Source organism: Arthrobacter rhizosphaerae, assembly GCF_023062595.1.
Lineage (GTDB): Bacteria > Actinomycetota > Actinomycetes > Actinomycetales > Micrococcaceae > Arthrobacter > Arthrobacter rhizosphaerae.
Genome location: NZ_JALLAN010000002.1, coordinates 130,032 through 150,840, shown reverse-complemented (window position 1 = coordinate 150,840; position 20,809 = coordinate 130,032). Strand labels below are relative to the sequence as shown.

General features: G+C 63.5%; 16 protein-coding genes and 2 pseudogenes. 6 read left to right on the top strand and 12 right to left on the bottom strand.

Annotated elements, in window-relative coordinates:
- Positions 1-37: 37 nt before the first annotated feature.
- From MU551_RS03365 to MU551_RS03340, 6 genes and pseudogenes are all read right to left on the bottom strand, one after another.
- A pseudogene (locus MU551_RS03365) lies at positions 38-952 on the bottom strand (ABC transporter ATP-binding protein); the annotation flags it as partial.
- Positions 953-1,291: 339 nt separating this feature from the next.
- Positions 1,292-2,764, bottom strand: a complete 1,473-nt coding sequence (gene pntB, locus MU551_RS03360; RefSeq protein ID WP_247040736.1) for a Re/Si-specific NAD(P)(+) transhydrogenase subunit beta — start codon at positions 2,762-2,764, stop codon at positions 1,292-1,294.
- Entirely contained in the window at positions 2,761-4,320 is a 1,560-nt protein-coding gene (locus MU551_RS03355; RefSeq protein WP_247040735.1) for a Re/Si-specific NAD(P)(+) transhydrogenase subunit alpha, read from the bottom strand. The genes pntB and MU551_RS03355 overlap by 4 nt, the downstream gene beginning before the upstream one ends.
- A 161-nt stretch (positions 4,321-4,481) precedes the next feature.
- Positions 4,482-5,441: a 2-hydroxyacid dehydrogenase gene (locus MU551_RS03350; protein WP_247040734.1), complete on the bottom strand. Its 960-nt coding sequence runs from the start codon at positions 5,439-5,441 to the stop codon at positions 4,482-4,484.
- Entirely contained in the window at positions 5,438-6,637 is a 1,200-nt protein-coding gene (locus MU551_RS03345; RefSeq protein WP_247041113.1) for a pyridoxal phosphate-dependent aminotransferase, read from the bottom strand. Before MU551_RS03345 ends, MU551_RS03350 begins: the two co-directional genes overlap by 4 nt.
- Positions 6,638-6,715: 78 nt before the next feature.
- Positions 6,716-6,832 (bottom strand): annotated as a pseudogene (locus tag MU551_RS03340) (pyridoxal 5'-phosphate synthase lyase subunit PdxS); the annotation flags it as partial.
- Positions 6,833-7,175: 343 nt separating this feature from the next.
- Here MU551_RS03340 and katG point away from each other — a divergent pair.
- From katG to MU551_RS03320, 4 genes are all read left to right on the top strand, one after another.
- Positions 7,176-9,470: a catalase/peroxidase HPI gene (katG, locus tag MU551_RS03335; protein ID WP_247040733.1), complete on the top strand. Its 2,295-nt coding sequence runs from the start codon at positions 7,176-7,178 to the stop codon at positions 9,468-9,470.
- Positions 9,471-9,548: 78 nt separating this feature from the next.
- Positions 9,549-10,022: a GNAT family N-acetyltransferase gene (locus MU551_RS03330; RefSeq protein ID WP_247040732.1), complete on the top strand. Its 474-nt coding sequence runs from the start codon at positions 9,549-9,551 to the stop codon at positions 10,020-10,022.
- A gap of 439 nt (positions 10,023-10,461) precedes the next feature.
- Positions 10,462-11,553 (top strand): type I restriction endonuclease, encoded by a 1,092-nt coding sequence (locus MU551_RS03325; RefSeq protein ID WP_247041112.1) that lies wholly within the window; start codon positions 10,462-10,464, stop codon positions 11,551-11,553.
- A gap of 16 nt (positions 11,554-11,569) precedes the next feature.
- A complete protein-coding gene (locus tag MU551_RS03320) occupies positions 11,570-12,148 on the top strand; it encodes a hypothetical protein (RefSeq protein WP_247040731.1) in 579 nt (192 codons plus the stop codon).
- On the opposite strand, the gene MU551_RS03315 is transcribed toward MU551_RS03320, so the two are convergent.
- From MU551_RS03315 to MU551_RS03295, 5 genes are all read right to left on the bottom strand, one after another.
- A complete protein-coding gene (locus tag MU551_RS03315) occupies positions 12,145-14,133 on the bottom strand; it encodes an ABC transporter ATP-binding protein (RefSeq protein WP_281506860.1) in 1,989 nt (662 codons plus the stop codon). The genes MU551_RS03320 and MU551_RS03315 overlap by 4 nt on opposite strands.
- The gene (locus MU551_RS03310; protein WP_247040729.1) at positions 14,130-15,893 is read right to left on the bottom strand and encodes an ABC transporter ATP-binding protein; all 1,764 of its coding nucleotides are present in this window, start codon (positions 15,891-15,893) and stop codon (positions 14,130-14,132) included. Before MU551_RS03310 ends, MU551_RS03315 begins: the two co-directional genes overlap by 4 nt.
- 201 nt (positions 15,894-16,094) lie before the next feature.
- Entirely contained in the window at positions 16,095-16,706 is a 612-nt protein-coding gene (locus MU551_RS03305) for a VOC family protein (RefSeq protein WP_247040728.1), read from the bottom strand.
- Positions 16,707-16,929: 223 nt separating this feature from the next.
- Positions 16,930-17,343 carry an EVE domain-containing protein gene (locus tag MU551_RS03300; RefSeq protein WP_247040727.1) on the bottom strand — a complete coding sequence of 138 codons (414 nt, stop codon included), beginning with the start codon at positions 17,341-17,343 and terminating at the stop codon, positions 16,930-16,932.
- 35 nt (positions 17,344-17,378) lie between these two features.
- Positions 17,379-17,747, bottom strand: a complete 369-nt coding sequence (locus tag MU551_RS03295; RefSeq protein ID WP_247040726.1) for a VOC family protein — start codon at positions 17,745-17,747, stop codon at positions 17,379-17,381.
- A 60-nt stretch (positions 17,748-17,807) separates the two neighbouring features.
- On the opposite strand from MU551_RS03295, the gene MU551_RS03290 reads away from it, so the two are divergent.
- Positions 17,808-18,251, top strand: coding sequence for a MarR family winged helix-turn-helix transcriptional regulator (locus tag MU551_RS03290; RefSeq protein ID WP_247040725.1), 444 nt, complete (start codon positions 17,808-17,810; stop codon positions 18,249-18,251).
- Between the two features lie 394 nt (positions 18,252-18,645).
- Positions 18,646-19,209, top strand: coding sequence for a dihydrofolate reductase family protein (locus MU551_RS03285; protein ID WP_247040724.1), 564 nt, complete (start codon positions 18,646-18,648; stop codon positions 19,207-19,209).
- Between the two features lie 354 nt (positions 19,210-19,563).
- On the opposite strand, the gene MU551_RS03280 is transcribed toward MU551_RS03285, so the two are convergent.
- Positions 19,564-20,784, bottom strand: coding sequence for a low temperature requirement protein A (locus tag MU551_RS03280; protein WP_247040723.1), 1,221 nt, complete (start codon positions 20,782-20,784; stop codon positions 19,564-19,566).
- Between the last annotated feature and the right edge of the window lie 25 nt (positions 20,785-20,809).

Genomic DNA, 20,809 nt, shown 5'->3' with positions numbered 1-20,809 from the left:
CGGTCGGCCGCGGCACGCCTTGCGAGGCAGCTACCCCTCAAACCTCCGCCACCGGCGCCGCGAACTGTGCCTCATACAGCCGCGCGTAGGCCCCGCCCGCGGCCAGCAACTCCGCGTGCGTGCCCTGCTCCACGATCTGCCCTGCTTCCATCACCAGGATGAGGTCGGCGTCGCGGATGGTTGAGAGCCGGTGTGCGATGACAAATGAAGTCCGGTCAGACCGCAGCGCGCTCATCGCCTTCTGCACCAGCACCTCGGTGCGTGTATCCACCGAAGACGTCGCCTCGTCCAGGATCAGCACCGACGGCCGGGACAGGAACGCCCGGGCAATCGTCAGCAGCTGCTTCTCCCCCGCGGACACGTTGGCGCCCTCGTCGTCGAGCACGGTGTCGTATCCCTCGGGAAGGGACCGCACGAACCTGTCCACATACGTCGCCTGCGCAGCCTCCAGGATCTCGTCCTCTGAAGCCTCCGGCCGGCCATACGCGATGTTGTCGCGGATGGTCCCGCCGAACAGCAAGGTATCTTGCAGCACCATCCCCATCCGCGAGCGCAGCTCGCGCCGGGGAACTGAGGTGACGTCCACGCCGTCGAGCGTTGTCCGCCCGGCATCAATCTCGTAGAAGCGCATCATGAGGTTCACCAGCGTCGTCTTGCCCGCCCCGGTGTGCCCCACAATCGCCACCGTCTGCCCAGGCTCCGCCGCCAGGGAAAGCGAAGAGATCAGCGACTTGTCCGGCGAGTAGGAGAAGGACACGTCCTCGAACGCCAGCCGCCCCCGCCCGAACCCGTCAGCAGAAGAAACCCCAGGCAAAGGATCCGGCAACTCCTCGTCCTCGTCCAACAACGAGAACACCCGCTCCGCCGAAGCCACACCGCACTGCAGCAGGTTGGCCATATACCCCAGCTGCGCCAGCGGCATGGTGAACTGCCGCGAGTACTGGATAAACGAGTACTGGTGTGTTCGCCAAGTAGCTTGCCGCGTTATGCATCCCCCGGATACGCCGGCAGTTCGTGCCGATGGTTGAGCAGGTACTCGTGCCGGTAGTGAAGGCCAATCCAGGGTGAGGCGACGAAGGCGTCAATACTAGGAATTTCCCGCGCGGCAGAATTCTCATGTGTTTGTGGCGGGGCGGACGGAAAGGATCGAACAGCGCCTTGGCGCATGCGGTTCTGCGGCGCTCGATCTTGAGGCATGGTTTTGTCCTTATCTCCGTTGGGGGTTGGGTGATCGTACGTACGCCTCCAGCGCGGGAGGATGAACTGCAGGAAGCCCATGACGTTCTTCCTGTCAGAACGCTTTGAGGATGTCTTCCACACGGGCTTTGGCGTCGCCGAAGAGCATTTGGGAGTTGTCGCGGAAGAACAGTGGGTTTTGGACGCCGGCGTAGCCTGCGGCCATGGAGCGTTTGAATACAATGACGTTTTCGGCTTCCCAGACCCGCAGGACGGGCATCCCGGCGATGGGGCTGCCCGGGTCTTCGGCGGCGGAGGGGTTGACGGTGTCGTTAGCGCCGATGACGAGGACCACGGAGGTGTCGCCGAGGTCTTCGTTGATTTCGTCCATTTCCAGGACGATGTCGTAGGGGACTTTGGCTTCGGCGAGGAGCACGTTCATGTGCCCTGGCAGGCGCCCGGCGACCGGGTGGATGCCGAACCTGACATTCACACCCCTCTCTCGGAGCTGGTGGGCGAGTTCGGCGACGGGGTATTGGGCCTGGGCCACGGCCATGCCGTAGCCGGGGGTGATGACGACGCTGGAGGCGTTGGTCAGCATTTCAGCGGTGGCCTGGGCGGTGATTTCGCGGTGCTCGCCGTACTCTGCGTCCGCCGCGGCCGGGGCGGCGATGCCGAAGCCGCCGGCGATCACGGAGATGAAGGATCGGTTCATGGCCTTGCACATGATGTAGGACAGGTAGGCGCCCGAGGAACCGACCAAGGCACCGGTGATGATGAGCAGGTCATTGTTCAGCAGGAAGCCTGCCGCAGCGGCGGCCCAGCCGGAGTAGCTGTTGAGCATGGACACGACCACGGGCATGTCGCCGCCTCCGATGGAGGCCACCAGGTGCCAGCCGAGCCCGAGGGCGAGGAGGGTGACGACGATGAGGAGCCAGAGCTGGGAGTCGTTGACGTACCAGATGGTCAGGGCGATGAAGGCGGCGAGGGCGCCGAGGTTGATCGCGTTCTTGCCCGGCAGCATCAGGGGTGAGGATTTCATCCGGGCGGAGAGTTTCAGGAACGCCACGATCGAGCCAGTGAAGGTCACTGCGCCGATGAACACGCCGATGAACACCTCGGCGTGGTGGATCGCTGTCAGGTCCGGGGATAGGTCCGGGGCTTCGAGGTGCCCGTTCCAGCCGACCAGGACCGCGGCGAGACCAACGAAGCTGTGCAGCAGGGCGATCAGTTCGGGCATGCCGGTCATTTCGACTACGCGGGCGCGCCAGAGCCCGATGGCGCCGCCGACTGTCACCGCGGCGACGAGCAGGCCCACGCCGGTGAGGCCGGCGCCGGTGCCCCAGGCACCCTGAAGGGTCAGCCAGATCGTCGCGGCCAGGGCGATGATCATCCCGGTGATGCCGTAGATGACCCCGGCACGGGCTTTCTCGTGCTTGCTCAGTCCGGCGAGGCTGAGGATGAACAGCAGGGCCGCGACGACGTAGGCCGCCCCCGCGATGGAGTCGGCGGTCAACGGACCGGAGACGGTGTCAGACACGGTAAGGCTCCTCGATAGAATTCCTGCTGCTTCGGTGGCCGCGCTCATGAACGTGCCTTCCCGGCCGAGAACATGGCGAGCATGCGCCGGGTGACGGCGAAGCCGCCGAAAATGTTGATGCTGGCCAGCAGGACCGCGACGGCGGCGAGGATCTGCATGACGATGTTGTCCGAGGTGACCTGCAGGAGGGCACCGACGACGATGATCCCCGAGATCGCGTTCGTGACGGACATCAGCGGCGTGTGCAGGGCGTGATGGACTTTTCCGATGACGTAGAAGCCGACCACGATGGAGAGCATCAGGACCGTAAAGTGCTGGGGCAGCGGCGCCGGGGCGACCGCGTTGATCCCGAACAGCACCGCGATCCCTGCGGCAAAGAGCCCGGCCTTACCGGCAGGGCCCAAGCCGGTCTTTTTCGCCGCCATATCGGCAGCCCGCTCATCGGCGCGTTTGGTTTCGGTCTGAACCGGGGCGGCTGAGACCTGGACCGGTGGTGGGGGCCAGGTCTTCTCACCATCCCTCACCACGGTCACGGAGCGCTGCACGACGTCGTCGAAATCGATCCGCAGGACCCCGTCTTTGTCCGGGGTCAGGAGCTTGAGCAGGTTCACCATGTTCGTCCCGTACAGCTGGGACGCCTGGGCCGGGAGCCGGGCCGGAAGATCCGTGTAGCCCAGGATCACCACCCCGTTGTCCGTCACGATGCGTTCGCCGGCGACGGAGCCTTCGACGTTTCCACCCTGGCCCGCTGCCATGTCCACGATCACGCTGCCAGCCTTCATGGACGCCACATCCTCGGCCGTGAGCAGCTTCGGCGCCGGGCGCCCCGGGATCAGGGCTGTAGTGATGATGATATCCACATCCGCTGCCTGCTCGGAGTAAATTTCCGCGGCCCGGGCGTTGTACGCCGCCGACGTCGCCTTCGCGTATCCGTCGGAAGACTTCATCTCTTCGGCGACCTCGACCTTGAGGTAGGTCCCGCCGATCGATTTCACCTGGTCGGCGACCTCCGGCCGCGGATCCGTCGCCCGGACAATCGCGCCTAGACTGGACGCCGCGCCGATCGCCGCCAACCCCGCGACGCCAGCGCCTGCGACCAGGACCTTAGCGGGCGGTACTTTGCCCGCCGCGGTAACCTGGCCCGTGAAAAACCGGCCGAACTCGTGGGCCGCCTCGATGACGGCACGGTACCCGGCAATGTTCGCCATCGAACTGAGCACATCCATCGACTGGGCCCGCGAGATCCGTGGCACGGCATCCAACGCCAGCGCCGTAATCGGACGCGAAGCCAGTGCCTCCACCAACTCAGGCCGCAAACCAGGGCTCAACGATCCGATCAACGTGGCACCCTCGGCAAGACGGGCAATCTCATCCTCAGTGGGCGGATTGATCCGCAACACCACCTCGCTGCCCCACGCCTCATCGGCGCCCACAATCAGGGCACCCGCTTCGGCAAAAGCCTCATCACGGAAAGACGCGGACTCCCCCGCACCCTTCTCGACCACAACCTCGTAGCCCAACCCCAGCAACTGCTTCACGGTGACAGGCGTCGCCGCCACCCTCGTCTCAGTGCCCAACTCGGCCACAATGCCAATACGTGTCACTATTTTCTTCTCTCTAAGATGTGATGCCCGGTCAATGCTGCCGGCGGGCACGGCCGCGGAGACGGACGACGTCGGACGCTGAGTAGTCCCGGGTCCCATTCCTTTGGGACCCGGGCTCGTACTCGGCCGGGTTGTCGTCCCGTTCGTGGCGCCGGTTGCCTCTAATTGATCGGCGCGGGCGGTCGTTCGTCGCTGAGCACTGCCAGGGCGTTGTCGGCGGCAAGCATCGCCATTGCGGTGCGGGTCTCGACGGTGGCGGAACCGAGGTGCGGCACGAGCACCACATTGTCGAGCTCGAGCAATCCAGGGTGCACGCTGGGCTCGTTTTCAAAAACGTCCAGCCCTGCGCCCGCGATCTGCCCGTCGCGAAGGGCTGCGGCGAGCGCTGCTTCGTCGACGATCGGTCCGCGCGCAGTGTTGACGAGGTACGCCGAATCCTTCATCGCCGCGAGTTGTTCGGCGCCGATCAGATGATGCGTGGCCGGCCCGTAGGGGCAATGTAGGGAGACGACGTCAGAGATGGCAAGCAACTCGTCGAGCTCAACCCGGCGGGCACCCAGCTCGGCTGCGATCCCGGGGTCGATCTCACTGCGTGACTGGTAGACGATTTCCATGCCGAAGGCCTTGGCCCGGCGTGCGGTCGCCTGCCCGATGCCTCCCATGCCAACAACGCCGAGGGTCTTGCCTTGCAGGCTGCTGCCGAGCAGGAAGAACATGCCCCACTTCCAGGCCTGGCCGGAGCGGATGAGCCGTTCCCCCTCGCCGAGCCGGCGGGTTGCCATGAGGATGAGGCCAAGCGCGATGTCGGCTGTGGCCTCCGTGAGCACGCCGGGAGTATTGGCGGCCACGATGCCCCGTTGAGTGCACGCTGGCACGTCGATGTTGTCATAGCCGACGGCGACGTTCGCGACCACTTTGAGCTGCGGGCCCGCGGCGTCGAGCAACTCGGCGTCGATACGTTCGGTGAGCAGGCTCACCACTGCATCGGCACCGGCTACCCGGCGCAGGAGTTCCTCGCGCCCGATCGACTCCGGACCCTGCCAGGCATCAACCTCGTGTTCGGCGCGTAGCTTCTCGAGTGCGGTTTCGGGGATACGTCCCGTGACGACGACCCGGCTCATGCCGTCTCGATCCACTCACGCAGGCGTCCGAGACCGTCGCGGATGTCCGGCACTTCGATGCCCGAATAGGCCAGCCGGATGTACTGCCGCTCCTCGCCGGGCAGGCGTCGGCCGAAGTGCTCGCGTGTGCAGAAGGAGACGCCGGTCTTGTACAGGGCGTCTGTAGCGAAGTCGCCGACTGCCGTGTAGCCCATGCGTTTCATGGCCTCGGTGACGTCGGGGAAAAGGTAGAACGTCGACTTCGGCACAGCGACGTGCATGCCGGGGATGTCGTTCACGATTTCGCAGGCAGCATCCCGACGCTTCTGGAGGACGTCCAGCATCTGCTGCACGGGTTCCTGGGTGCCGCGGAGCGCTTCGATGCCGGCCCACTGCACGTAGTGCGTGGTGCACGATTCATCGTTGGTGTTGAGCGTACTGAGAACCTTGGCGATCTCGAGCGGGGCGACGGCGCAGCCCAGGCGGGAGCCGGTCATGGCGAACTTCTTGCTGAATGTGTAGAGGATGACGGTGCGCTCCAGCATGCCGGGAATCGATGCGATCGAGCTCGAAACGCCCTCATAGCGCGTCTCGAAGTAGGCCTCGTCGGAGAGTACCCAGAGGTCGTGCTCTATTGCGAGCTGTGCGACGGCCTCACGCTCGGCCGCCGTCGATTCGGCCGAGATGGGGTTCTGCAGGTCGTTGTAGATGATTGCGACCGTGTTCGGGGTGATCGAAGAGCGGATCTGCTCGAGGTCGATGGCGAAGCCCTGGCTCGTGGGCAGGTAGCGGTAAGGCACGGCCGTGCCGCCGAGGTACTCGATCTGCGATTCGTAGATCGGGAAGCCGGGGTTCGGGTAGAGCACTTCCTGGCCGGGGTTCATGACCGCCTGCAGGAACTTCGTGATAACGGGCTTGCCGCCCGTCATCACCACGACGTTGTCAGGGGAGAACTCAATGCCACGGCGCGAGCCGATGTCGTCGGCGAGGGCTTCACGCAGCTGCGGGATGCCTGGGCCGGGGCAATAACCCGTGTAACCGTCACCGATGGCCCGGTTCATCGCCTCGACAATATGCGGAGCCGTCGGGATGTTGATGTCGCCGAGATGGAAGGGGTACACGAGGTTCCCCTTCGCCTTCCAGGCGGCGGCGGCTTGGGCGACGCTAAAGGCAGTTTCTGTGCCCAGACGTTCGAGCCGGTTCGCGAGCTCCTGCATGGTGTTCTTCTCCTCATTGAGATGGTGATCGATCTTCTGCGGAAATATCTTGTTCGGCCTCATACCCGACATGGGTTGCTACCAGCCGCGCTCGGCGAGGCGGTGCGGCTGCGGGATTTCGTCCACGTTGATGCCGACCATGGCTTCGCCCAGGCCGCGGGAGGCCTTGGCGATGACGTCGGGGTCGTCATAATAAGGCGGGCGGCGTTGATGGCTTTGACGGAGCGGACCACACCGTCCTTAGGACTTCTTCGGGTCCAGGTTGCGCGAGAGGAAATCCGCGGCGTGGATCGCAGGATCGGTCTCTGCGAGCGAGCGGGTCAGAACGTCGACCATCATTTCCCCCTAGCTGTTACCTAATATCCTCTTGATATATTAGTTATGATGATTCAAGTATGCTACCGACGCCGGAGGGTGTCAACAGGTTTTCGGCTGGATGTGGAAGCGGCTCCCCTGCACACGCTGTCTATGGTCAAATGGGAGGGTTGAACCGGCTGCCCGAGTCCGACCACGGCCTCGGTCGAATGGAAGGAAGCACATGACCGATCACCAGGAACATCCCCCGGCCCCCACTCCCGGAAGCGCCCAAGGCCCAAACAGCAAGGTCGGGGGTGGATGCCCGGTGGACCATAGCAGCGTGACCTCGCACGGCAGCGAGAGTGAGAACCCGGCGATCGACTCGCCGCAGCCCAAGGGGCACCGGCCGCGGACCATCGGGGACTGGTGGCCGAACCAGCTGGACCTCTCCGTGCTTCACGCCAACCACCCCAAGGGCAACCCGCTCGGCTCCACGTACAGCTATCGCGAGGAGTTCCAGAAGCTCGACGTCGAGGCGCTCAAGCAGGACATCACCCAGGTCCTGACCACCTCCCAGGACTGGTGGCCCGCGGACTTCGGCCACTACGGCGGCCTCATGATCCGTCTGAGCTGGCATGCGGCCGGCACCTACCGTGTCCATGACGGCCGCGGCGGGGCCGGGGACGGCAGCCAGCGGTTCGCGCCGCTCAACAGCTGGCCGGACAATGCGAACCTGGACAAGGCCCGGCGGCTGCTGTGGCCGGTGAAGCAGAAGTACGGCCAGAAGCTTTCCTGGGCCGACCTGCTGGTCCTCGCCGGAAACGTGGCACTCGAGTCCATGGGCTTCAAGACCTTCGGCTTCGCTTTCGGCCGCGAGGACGTGTGGGAGCCCGAGGAGATTTTCTGGGGGCCGGAGGACACCTGGCTCGGCGACGAGCGCTACGTCGGCGAAGGGCAGATGGCGGAAGGGGTCGGCGCCACCGAGATGGGCCTGATCTACGTCAACCCGGAGGGGCCGATGGGCAATCCGGATCCCAAACTCGCGGCAGCATTCATCCGCGAGACGTTCAAGCGCATGGCGATGAACGACGAAGAAACGTTCGCGCTGATCGCCGGCGGGCACACCTTCGGCAAGACCCACGGCGCCGCCGACGCCGATGCGCACGTCGGCCCCGAGCCGGAGGCCGCGAACCTGGAGGAGCAGGGCCTCGGCTGGATCAGCACGCACGGCAGTGGCAAGGGGCCCGACACCATCACCTCCGGCCTCGAAGTCACCTGGACGGACCGGCCCACCCAGTGGAGCAGCCGCTTCCTGGAGATCCTGTTCGAAAACGAGTGGGAGCTTGTCAAGAGCCCGGCGGGCGCGCACCAGTGGGTTGCCAAGGATGCTCCGGAGATCATCCCGGACGCGCATGACCCGGAGAAGAAGCACCGGCCCACCATGCTGACAACAGACCTGTCGCTGCGATTCGATCCGGCCTATGAGGAGATCGGGCGGCGCTTCCTGGCGAACCCCGATGAGTTCCAGCTCGCGTTCGCGAAGGCCTGGTACAAGCTGCTGCACCGCGACATGGGCCCCGTCGGGCCGCACATGCTGGGGCCGTGGGTCCCGGAGGCCCAGCTCTGGCAGGACCCTGTCCCGGAGGTAGACCACCAGCTGATCGACGAGGATGACATCGCCTCGCTCAAGGCCCAACTGCTTGACTCCGGCCTCTCAGTCTCGCAGCTGGCCGGTACTGCATGGGCAGCCGCGTCCACCTACCGCAAGACCGACAGGCGCGGCGGCGCCAACGGTGCGCGGATCCGGCTGGAGCCTCAGCGGAGCTGGGAGATCAACGAAACCGAGCAGCTTTCGACGGCGGTGCAGGCGCTTGAGACGGTGCAGCAGCAGTTCAACTCCGCCCAGACCAACGGCAAGAAGGTCTCGCTGGCAGACCTGATCGTCCTTGGCGGCTGCGCGGCGGTGGAGAAAGCCGCGAGCGACGCCGGTTTCGGCGTCACCGTGCCGTTCCGGCCCGGCCGGACCGATGCCGCGCAGGACCAGACCGACGTCGAGTCCTTCCAGTACCTGAAGCCGCGGGCGGACGGGTTCCGCAACTATGTGCGCCCCGGAGAGAAACTGCAGCCGGAGACCCTCCTGCTGGACAAGGCGTACCTGCTGGACCTCTCCGCGCCGGAGATGACGGTGCTCGTCGGCGGCATGCGCGCCCTGGACACGAACGTCGGCGGTTCCACCCACGGTGTCCTCACCGACCGGCCCCAGGTGCTGACGAACGACTTCTTCGTCAACCTGCTCTCCCCGGGTACCAAGTGGAAGGCGTCGGAGGGCGAGGAGAACGTCTTCGAGATCAGCGACGCCGCCACAGGGGAGCTGAAATGGACCGCCACCCCCGTGGACCTGGTCTTCGGTTCAAACTCCCAGCTCCGGGCACTGGCCGAGGTCTACGCGAGCGAGGACGGCCGGGAGAAGTTCGTCAACGACTTCGTGGCCGCCTGGGTGAAGGTCATGGAGCTGGACCGCTTCGACCTGCGCTGACGGATGCGTCCGGGCCGGCTGTTCTTGCAGCCGGCCCGGGGCACGAACAATCACTTTGGAACGGGTAAATTTGAGACGATGATTCAGATTGACCGGGACGACCCCGCACACGCCGATGTCCACCAGCTCCTGAGCGAGCACCTGGCAGACATGTTCGCCACCTCGCCTGCCGAAAGCGTTCACGCCCTGGACCACTCCGCGCTGTCCGGGCCGGCGATTACGTTCTGGACGGCCAGGGAGGACGGCAATCTGCTGGGGTGCGGCGCACTCACGCTTCTAGATTCCGCGCCCGGCTCAGCCAGCCACGGTGAGATCAAGTCCATGCGCACCACGGCAACGGCACGTGGCCGTGGTGTGGCCACCCTCATGCTCAGGCACATCCTTGACGACGCCCGGACCCGAGGCCTTGAGCGCGTTCTTCTGGAGACTGGAACCGAGGACTACTTCGCTCCAGCGCGACGCCTATATGCCCGCCATGGCTTCACGGAGTGCCCGCCCTTCGCGGACTACGTCCTGGATCCCAACAGCGTGTTCATGGAGCTTCGGATCTAAGCGAACTGCGGGGGAGCTGCATCCGAATGGGGACGACGGCAGGAACTTCGCACTTCGGGCGGCGCCTCCATCTGAATTGACGGGCCGGAACCTGACGTTCAGCAACTATTTCTATCCGGTATGGCTATACCTCCTTGACCTGTGCCGGTTTGTCTCGGGTGCCGCGGTGTGGACGAGCCCTCTAACCTTCACGCGAGTGTGATGTGGCCGGCACCTGTAGACCCAATTATTGCCACCGTCTGCCCCCGGCTCCTCCACAAGGACAGATAAGGGATCAGGAGGAACTTAGCCAAGATGCCATCCGCCCGCGACGCCGCTCCCGTCTCTCCAACCCGAGTCGCATCCCGGATTGATTTACCAATTTGAGTCCCGAGATTCCATCAAATTTCCCCTTGTGCTGCGTTACGGTTGGCAACACAACATTTTTCAAGGGGGACAAATGGAATTTGCAGAAAAACTCTCGGCTTTGGCAGCAAAGGTGCGCCAGCAGCGAGGAGTTATCCAAACAGAAGAAGCGACAAAAAATGCGTTTGTCATGCCCTTCATTTCAACAATCCTGGGCTATGACGTGTTCAATCCGATGGAGGTCGTGCCGGAGTTCGTAGCGGACGTGGGGTTGAAGAAGGGCGAGAAGATCGACTACGCCATCGTCAAGGACGGCGTGGTCCAGATCCTGATTGAGTGCAAGAAGTCGACAGAGCCGGTGAAAATCGAACACGCCTCCCAGCTCTTCCGGTATTTCGCCGTCACGAACGCTCGAATTGCCATCCTTACAAACGGTGAGGTCTATCAATTCTTTACAGACCTCGACGCCCCGAATCGCATGGATGCCAAGCCCTTCCTGGTTCTCGATTTGAACGACATCGACGAGTCCCTCATTCCTGAACTCCAGAAGCTGTCCAAAGATGTCTTTGACCTTGACTCGATCATTAGTGCCGCGGGCGAACTGAAGTACATCGGCGAATTGAAGCGAACTCTCGCCGCTCAGTTCAAGGAGCCAGAAGACGAATGGGTGAAATTCCTAACCGGCCGCGTTTATCCTGGCCCGTACACCCAAAAGGTTCGAGAACAGTTCACGGCTCTGGTGACCAAAGCTTCCAAGCAGTTCCTCAACGACCAGGTGAACGAGCGGCTCAAGAAGGCCCTCGGCGCTCCAGGCTTTCCACAGGCTGAGGACTCCGCGGCAGCCGCAAGCGTGACAAGTGCCCCTGTCGCAGACGCGGACTTGGCCGAGGCGGATGGTCTGGAGACGACCCTGGAGGAAATCGAGGGATACCAGATTGTTCGCGCCATCGTTTGTAGTGAGGTCAAGCCCGCACGGGTAATCCAGCGTGATGCCAAGTCCTACTTCGCCGTACTGCTCGATGACAACAATCGCAAGCCGATCGCCCGACTGCATTTCAACCGCACCCAGAAGTACATCGGGATATTCGACGCTGACAAAGAAGAAACCCGTGTCCCTATCAGCTCGCTTGAGGAGATCTACGAACACACCGAGGCGCTCCGCGCGAGCGTGAAGAGTTACTTGTGAAGTCCTAGGAACGACGATGATGAACAAAATGGCACTCGTCATCGTGTTGATCGGGACGGTTCTTATCGTATTTGCAACTGTCTACCTGATGGGGGCGTTGGGTACTACCCCAAGCGCGACTAAGACAGTGAGTACCGATGCCACAAAGGAAGTCGCCAGGGTAACCACGGAACCGGACATCTTCGATCGAATGGGCGAGAGGTGGGAGGCGGAGCTTGGGGAAGGCTGGGAAACCTACCCGGTCTTTTTGGTCGTGACGGAGGACACCGATAAGGCCGCAGCAGCTCTTCAAGCCGCCACTCCTCGGCTTATGCGAGTGGGCGGTCGCGGCCAGGAAGTAGACATTTCCGCCGACTTCTCGGGCGACCCCTACGACAACACGGCCAGCTACGTATCCGGGGTCTACGTCACGCCTGAAGGACTGGTCATTGACATCGACACGGATGGAGATCTGCCGAAAGCCATGGCAGATGCGATGCTGCGCATCATCGTGGAGGAGCTGGTATCGGCCGACGTTACGGCTCATGTGACCACACCTTCGTCAGCTTGGGATACCGAACTCCAACCTTACGAACCGCCGAAAAAGACCGCTTAAACCTCCGCCACCGGAGCCGCGAACTGGGCTTCGTACAGGCGCGCGTAGGCCCCACCCGCCGCTAGCAACTCCGCGTGTGTCCCCTGCTCCACGATCTGCCCTGCCTCCATCACCAGGATGAGGTCGGCGTCGCGGATCGTTGAGAGCCGGTGGGCAATCACAAACGAGGTCCGGTCGGACCGCAAAGCACTCATCGCCTTCTGCACCAGAACCTCGGTCCGCGTGTCCACTGAAGAAGTCGCCTCATCCAGGATCAGCACTGACGGCCGGGACAGGAACGCCCTGGCAATCGTCAGCAACTGCTTCTCCCCCGCAGACACGTTCGAGCCCTCGTCATCCAGCACAGTGTCGTACCCCTCCGGCAGCGACCGCACGAACCTGTCCACATACGTCGCCTGCGCAGCCTCCAGGATCTCCGCCTCCGAAGCCTCCGGCCGGCCATACGCGATGTTGTCCCGGATCGTCCCGCCGAACAGCCACGTATCCTGCAGCACCATCCCCATCCGCGAGCGCAGCTCGTGCCGGGTCATGGAGGTGACATCCACGCCGTCGAGCGTTATCCGCCCCGCATCAATCTCGTAGAACCGCATCATCAGGTTCACCAACGTGGTCTTGCCCGCACCGGTCGGCCCCACAATAGCCACCGTCTGCCCCGGCTCCGCCACCAAAGAAAGTGAAGAGATCAGCGGCTTCTCCGGCGAGTAGGAGAAGGAAACATCCTCAAACACGAGCCGCCCGCGCTTGCCATCCGGCGTCGCAGCCTCAGCAGGATCAGGCGATTGCTCGTCGGTATCCAGCAGCTCAAATACCCGCTCGGCCGAAGCAACGCCGGACTGCAGCAGGTTGGCCATCGACCCCAGCTGCGCGAGCGGCATGGTGAACTGCCGGGAGTACTGGATGAACGCCTGCACATCGCCCAGCTGCATCGCACCGGACGCCACCTGCAGCCCGCCCACCACGGCAATCCCCACATACACAAGGTTCCCGATGAACGTCATGGCCGGCATGATGAGCCCGCTGATGAACTGCGCGCCGAAGCTCGCCTGGTACAGCTCCACGTTCTTCTGCCGGAACCGCTCGTCCACCTCGCGCTGCCGCCCGAACACCTTCACCAGCGCGTGCCCGGTGTACGTCTCCTCGATCTGCCCGTTCAGCTCGCCCGTGTTCTTCCACTGCGCCACGAACAGCTTCTGCGAGCGCTTGGCAATGAGCGCCGTGATCCCCAGCGTCAGCGGCACCGTCACAAGCGCAATCACCGCGAGCGTCGGCGAGAGCAGCACCATCATCACCAGCACGCCCACCACCGTCAGCAGGGACGTGACCACCTGGCTGATCGATTGCTGCAGGCTCTGGGAGATATTGTCGACGTCGTTGGTCACCCGGCTGAGCAGCTCACCGCGCTGGATGGAATCGAAATACCGCAACGGCAGGCGGTGGATCTTCGCCTCGATCTGCTCGCGCAGCCGGTACACCGTCCGCTGCACGACGCCGTTGAGGATGTACGCCTGCGCCCAGCCGAACGCGGAGGCCAGCACATACAGCGCCAGCGCCCACAGCAGCACAGTGGCCAGCGCCTGGAAATCAATCCCGACGCCGGGCGTCAGCGGCATCGCGCTGAGCATGTCGGCCTGCTGGTTCTGCCCGGAAGCACGCAGGCCCGCGATGACGTCGGCCTTGCTGGCGCCCGCGGGAAGGTCCTTGGAGACGACGCCGGCGAAGATCAGGTTGGTGCCTTCGCCCAGCAGTCTCGGCCCGATCACGGAGAACGCGACGCCGACGACGGACAGCACCAGAACCTGCACCAGCCACAGCCGCTCCGGCCGCAGTGTCCCCAGCAGCCGCTTGGCCGAGGGCCAGAAGTTCATCGGCTTCTCTGCAGGGATGTTCATTCCAGCAAAGGGTCCGCCGCGGCCCGGTCCTCCAGCGGGGCGGGGTATGCGGCTCGGGCTGGACGCAGCCGCCGTCGGGGTTCCGGTGCCGCTCATGCCGCGTCCTCCACTGCCAGCTGCGAGTTCACAATCTCCTGGTACGTCTCCGAGGTCTCCCGCAGCTCGTCGTGCGTTCCCTGCCCGACGATCATGCCGCCGTCGAGCACCAGGATCTGGTCAGCGTCGACAATGCTGGACACCCGCTGGGCGATGATCACCAAGGTGGCCCCGGAGGTGTTGTGCTTGAGCGCCTGCCGGAGCCGGGCATCGGTGGCGGTGTCCAGCGAGGAGAACGAGTCGTCAAAAATGTAGAGCTCCGGCCGCTTCACCAGCGCGCGGGCGATGGCGAGCCGCTGCCGCTGCCCGCCGGAAACGTTGGTGCCGCCCTGCGAAATGCTCGCATCCAGGCCGCCCTCCATCTCCCGGACGAAGTCCTGCGCCTGGGCGGTGCCGAGGGCCTGCCACAGCTCGTCTTCCGTGGCATCGGGCTTTCCGTACAGCAGGTTGCTGCGCACGGTGCCGGAGAACAGGTACGGCTTTTGCGGGACAAGTCCGATGTGGCCCCACAGCAGGTCCGGGTGCAGCTCGCGGACGTCGACGCCGTCGATCCTCACCGAACCGCTGGTCGCGTCGAAAAGCCGGGGCATGAGGTTCACGAGCGTGGTCTTGCCGGCGCCGGTGCTGCCGATGATCGCCGTCGTCTGCCCCGCCCGGGCAGTGAAACTGATGCCGCTCAGGACGGGCTGCTCGGCACCCGGGTAGGCGAATCCGACGTCGCGCATTTCCAGCTCGCCGCGGCGCTTGCCGTTGGAGGAAACAGCACCGGCGCGGTCAGGGAAGCCAACAGGGTTCAGCGGCGGCCGCACGCTCGACTCGGTCGTCAGCACCTCCCCGATCCGGTCCGCGGAGACCGCTGCGCGCGGGATCATGGCCGCCATGAACGTGGCCATCATGACGGACATCAGGATCTGCATGAGGTAGCTGAGGAAGGCGATCAGCGTGCCCACCTGCATGGACCCGTCGTCGATCCGGAACGCGCCGAACCAGATCACTGCCACACTGGAGACGTTCAGGACCAGCATCACCACGGGGAACATGAGCGCCATGAGGCGTCCGGCGTGCAGGGCTGTATCGGTGACGTCGTCGTTGGCCCGGGCGAAGCGGGCGTTCTCGATGTCCTCCCGCACGAAGGCGCGGACCACGCGGATGCCGGTGAGCTGTTCGCGCAGGACGCGGTTGACGGCGTCGATCCTCACCTGCATCTTGCGGAACAGCGGAATCATGCGGCTGACAATCAACCCCACACCGATCAGGAGCACGGGCACGCTCACCGCAATCAGCCAGGACAGCTGCACGTCCTGCCGTACCGCCATGATGACGCCGCCGATGCTGAGCATGGGCGCCGTGACCATCAGGGTGGCCGACATCAGGACCAACTGCTGGACCTGCTGGACGTCGTTGGTGGAGCGGGTGATGAGGCTCGGCGCCCCGAACCGGGTGACCTCCTGCTCTGAGAACTCCCCCACCCTGGTAAAGATCGCCCCGCGGAGATCCCGCCCCACGCCCATTGCCGCCTTCGCCCCGAAGTACACGGCCGTCACCGCGCAGACGATCTGGAGCAGGGTGATCAGCAGCATAATGCTGCCGGTGCCCAGGATGTAGTTGATGTCCCCCTTCGCCACGCCCTGGTCGATGATGTCGGCATTCAGGGTGGGCAGGTACAGGGACGCGATGGACTGCGCCAGCTGGAAGACGACGACGGCGAGCAGCAGCCGCCGGTGAGGCTTCAGGTATTCAACGAGCAACTTCCAGAGCATGCATGGCTCCAACTCACGCGAAGAGATTCGGAGTTCAGTTTACGACCGGATTCCTGAGGGAGAGCTGGTATTTCGCGGTGAGCAGAGGACATTCCGCCGTCGTCCTCCTTGTCCCAACTAGGTAGCAGTAGGTGCTGTTTTGAGCCTCCAAAACCACATCTACTGCTACCTAGTTGGGAGTTGTCCCCTGCGCCACCTTGCTCACATCGAGACAGGCTCCCAGTCGAAACCGTCGGGGTCGGTGAACGGGCCCACATTGCTGCTGATCGCGATGCGGTGCGATCCGGCGCCCTCGGGAGAGACACCGGCATCCTTGGCAAGGGCGCGGCGTCCATAGAGCCCCAGCTGGACGGGACTGGACGGCATGGCGAACTCGACGTACTTGCCGAAGCTCTTTCCGACGGCGAGGCCCCGGTCCATGTAGAACTTCTTGGTCGCACCGAGGTCAGTGGCAGCCACAAGCAGCACGATCTTGTCGACCTCCCGGGTGGCCGGGCCGGTGTCCTTCTTTGCCGACGTCGCGACCTTCCAGATGGCACCATCGGGAGCCTGAACGACGCCGCCGTAGCCCCAAAGCGACTTACTGACGGGCTTCAGCGTGGTCGCGCCGGCCTCGACAGCGGAATCGATCAGGCTGCTGACCGTGGACGGCTGCGACACGATGAGCGACAGTGTGTACCCGCGGAAGCCTGTGGTGGTGTCATCCGAGGCCCGCACGCGCAACCGCTCGCCCAGCCCGAAGGCGGCGTCGTAGAAAGCGGTGGCGGCAGAGGGGTCAGATACTTCGAGTGTGACGGATTCGATGGAGGTCATGTCAGGTCCTTTTTGAGCGTTCGAGTGATGCTTTTGACTCTAGGGACCGGCCTGCCTTGGCTGCTTCTCCAAAACTGATCGATGCAAGGCACCTCAACCGGAACCTGCCGTTCAGTTAGGGAACGGGACAAAGAGGACCCCAAAATGGAGAAGGCTCCGTCCGATTGGGACGGAGCCTTCAGTAAAAGTGGTGAACAGTCCGAGCTGTCGGGCGATTTTTGCCCTACTGCGAACGGGCCATAGCGGATCTAAGTACGTTCAGGTCATGGGTGTCCAGTGAGACGAGGCCGCACCGGAGCTGGTACCCCCAGTTCGCTTCGGCAGTGAGATGCAGTTTGGCGCGGACAGACAGCAGCTCCACGGGTGACGCGTCACTGTAGCGAACACGACGCCGGAAAGGTTTGAATTCGCCTTCGTCGGCCTGCCAGATCTCCTTGTCGCAGATTTCACCGATCGCCGTGAAATGTTGCAGCGGGATCCTATCGCCCAAGCGTTGAACCGGAGAGTAGAAAATAAGGGTGTCCCCGGCGTCCAACCGCAATAGGTTTCCCCGCTTTCCGTGGTTGAGCTGCACGATGCCGAGGGCAACGGCGCGGCGGACGTTCTCGGCAGACGCGACTCCCAGCCATGCGCTCATGTCATCACCGCCACAAGCACTTGCGTCCGCCCGGTTCAGGCGCCGTCATGGATCGTGATCTTGTAGCCGTCTGGATCCGCGAAGGTGAAGGTCCGCCCAAATGGCCCGTCGAAGGGTGCGGAGACGATAGGTGTGTCGGCTGCGGCGAGGGCATCGTGACGCTGCTGGGCGTCGGCGGCGCGCAACCAGAGCGCAATGCCTTCACCTGGCCGAGACGCCGAGTCGAGGCTGGCTCCAGGCAAGGGTTGGCGCACCGCGAAAGAAACAGGCTGGGTATCGAAGACGACGGCATGCGGCGGACCGGTCTCGGACCGCGTCAGCCCCAGTTGGCGTTCATAGAACTCTGCCGAGCGTTCCATATCGCGGACCTGCAGGGAAATAAAATCGGGCCCAATAACGGCCATGGTATTGCCTCCTGTTGATGTCAATGTGTTGACATCAACAAGGTATGTCAGAATATTGACATGAGTCAAGATGATGTTGGGGTGGATCTGGACACCTCGCTGGGGTACCACCTCAAGCAGGCGCACAGCGTGCTGCGCTCGGCGATGGACGCTGCGCTGCGTCCGTTAGGAATGACCGTGCCGCAATACGCATGTCTTGAGCTCCTCCACCAGCGTCCCGGTCTTTCCAACTCGGAACTGGCTCGCGGAGCCTTCGTTTCCCGGCAGTCGATGAACGTTCTCCTGCAGTCCCTCGAAAGGGAACAGCTCGTGTCCAGGCCGGATCAGTCACCTGCCGGCAGGGCCCTGCCTGTTCAGCTCACACCGTTGGGTGGAGAGCGGCTGCGGGCCGCAAGCGCTGCTGTCAGTTCCGTGGAGACCCGGATGACACAGGCGCTGAACATCAACCAACAACAACAACTGCGAGACTTGCTCGCATCATGCGTCAAGGCCTTATCCGAGTAATGAGCAATTCGGAGGGTCTCAATTTCGACCGTTTTTGAATGTCGTCTGATTTTGAATGTCGTCTGAGTCGTCGAGCGGAATAAGGTTGCGGCGATAACCGGCGGGCCCTTGAAGGGTTATCTGGCGCGTGGGTTCATGCTGGCGTCAGGTGTCGGGAGGGGACTGCTATCCACCGGGGTCTCCGGCAAGACATCTATGCTTGCCATGATCTCGAGGATCCTCCACCGGGCTGGGCGTGTTCATGTTGGACGGGGGGCGCGCGCGGGAGGTGGTCGAGTATGCCACGCTGACCCCCGAGCACGAGCACTACCCGCGAGTCGATCGCGCACCGATGAGTTTCCCGCGCCGCGCCCGATCTATACGCTGGAGAACGGACCGACGGAAGGCTGACGCCATGCGGAAACTGATCTACGGCATGAACCTGACCCTGGACGGCTATATCGCCGCGGCCGGCGACGACATTGGCTGGAGCGGGCCGAGCGACGAATTGTTCCAGTGGTGGCTTGACCAGGAGCGGGCGATCAGCCTGATGCTGTACGGGCGCAAGCTCTGGGAGACAATGAGCTCATACTGGCCCACTGGCGACCAGCAGCCCAACGCCACTCCGGCGGAGATCGAGTTCGCGCGGAACTGGCGGGACACGCCGAAGGTGGTGTTCTCCTCGACGATCGACAAGGTCGACTGGAACACCCGCCTGGTCAGCGGCGACGCCATCGGCGCGATCACTAGGCTCAAGGCCGAGGACGGCGGCCCGATGAGCGTCGGCGGCGCAACCCTCGCCGGGGCGGCCATGCGGGCAGGGCTGATCGACGAGTACGTGCTGGCCACCTATCCGGTCCTGGTGGGCGGCGGCACGCCGTTCTTCACCGCGCTGGACAGCTGGGTGAACCTGGACCTGGTGGAGACGCGGACGTTTCCCGGCGGCGTGGTCCTGACCAGGTACGAGACGAGGCGCTGAGCGCGATTCCTCCGCGCGGTGGGGGAAATAGATCCACCGCCAAGAGCTACGATTCCGCCGGGAAACCATCCATACGGTCACGACCTTCGCCATGAGGGGCCCTGGGCAGCGCTGAACAGGACTGCGCAGTATCCTGCCGGTCAGCAGTTATCGGTGAAGGACTCGCTGTCCGCCGAGAGGAAGTCAGAGACGCAATGCCCTCCATCGAATCTTGCTGCGCCGGATAGGACTCGTCGAAAACTATGTCTCGTAAATCAAAAAGCTCTTCAAGACACCGACTAGGACTACGGCGAGCCCGATGGGCGTCGGGGCAAAGCCGCATGTGAGTGTCGCGGAAATCGGATCGGGGACCGATCAGCTTGCTTCCGGCTTGTGTCGGGGCTGCAACACCGTCACCGCGACGACCAGCGCACACACAACCGCGATTCCGCCCACCACTCCGGCAACCCCGATGGCACTGACGCTCGCCGGAATCGCCAGTACCGCCCCCACCGCCGGCAATATCACCGCCGGACGAACGATCGGCCGGGATGTGAGCGGCGAGTGAACCGCCCACACCAACCCCATAAAAACCGCGGTCGGAACCGCGACGCAGTATCCCGTGATAAACGCCTGCACATCGAGCTGACGTTCCGTCGGCGCGAGCGTGATGGCAACTTCGAGGCCTGCGCCGAGGGCGGCCAGCGCCGCAAAAACAGCGTAATGCCAATATCCCCATCGGTACGATTTGTCACGATTTGCTGACAATGCCTCGCCCGCAGGGTGTAGGAAGTACAGCCACCACAGGGAGAACAACAGCGCGAGGCTGGCCGCTGAGACAGTAATCAGGTATGCGCTCACGCCGCCAGATGTTAATGCAGCGGCCACGCCATTCGATGCGGCCAGCACGCTCTCGCCGAGCAGAATGATCGCGAACAGGCCATACCTCTCGGCAATATGATGCGGATGCCAGGTGCTGCCACCTGTCCGTTCGGCCCACAACGGAACGGTGAGCTCCAAAATAGCGAGCATCACGAACGCGGCGAGCTGCAGCTGCCCCGGCAACAACCCCGCCTGCTGCAACACCAACCGCAGGACCCAGCCGAATTGAAGGACCGCGAACCCGAGTGCGTATCGTAACGCCGTCCGACGGCTGGCCGGATCCTCAATCGCAGCCCGTAGCCATTGGGCAATCAAACCGATGCGCATCACAATAAAGCCAAGGGTGACCGTCAGAAAGTCGCCGTCGTTGAAGGCTGCGGGCACACCTGCGCCCAGCAACAGCACGCCTCCCATCTGCAGCATCGTCAGCAGCCGGTAGAACGGATCGTCTGTGTCGAACGCGGATGCAAACCAGGTGAAGTTCATCCATGCCCACCAGATCGCAAAGAACACCTGCAGGAACGGCAGGATCGATTCGGCTAAATGATTTTCAGCGATGCCGTGTGCCAGTTGAGCTGTAAGGCTGGCGACAGCGACCACGAAAGTGAGATCGAACAGCAGTTCCAGCTGGCTTGCACGGCGGTCCGATTCGTCTGCCGCACGGGCTCTCATACGCACCCGCGGACCATGCCGGGCAGGGCTGATCTCAGACATTAGCGGTGCCCCATGAAACAGCTCA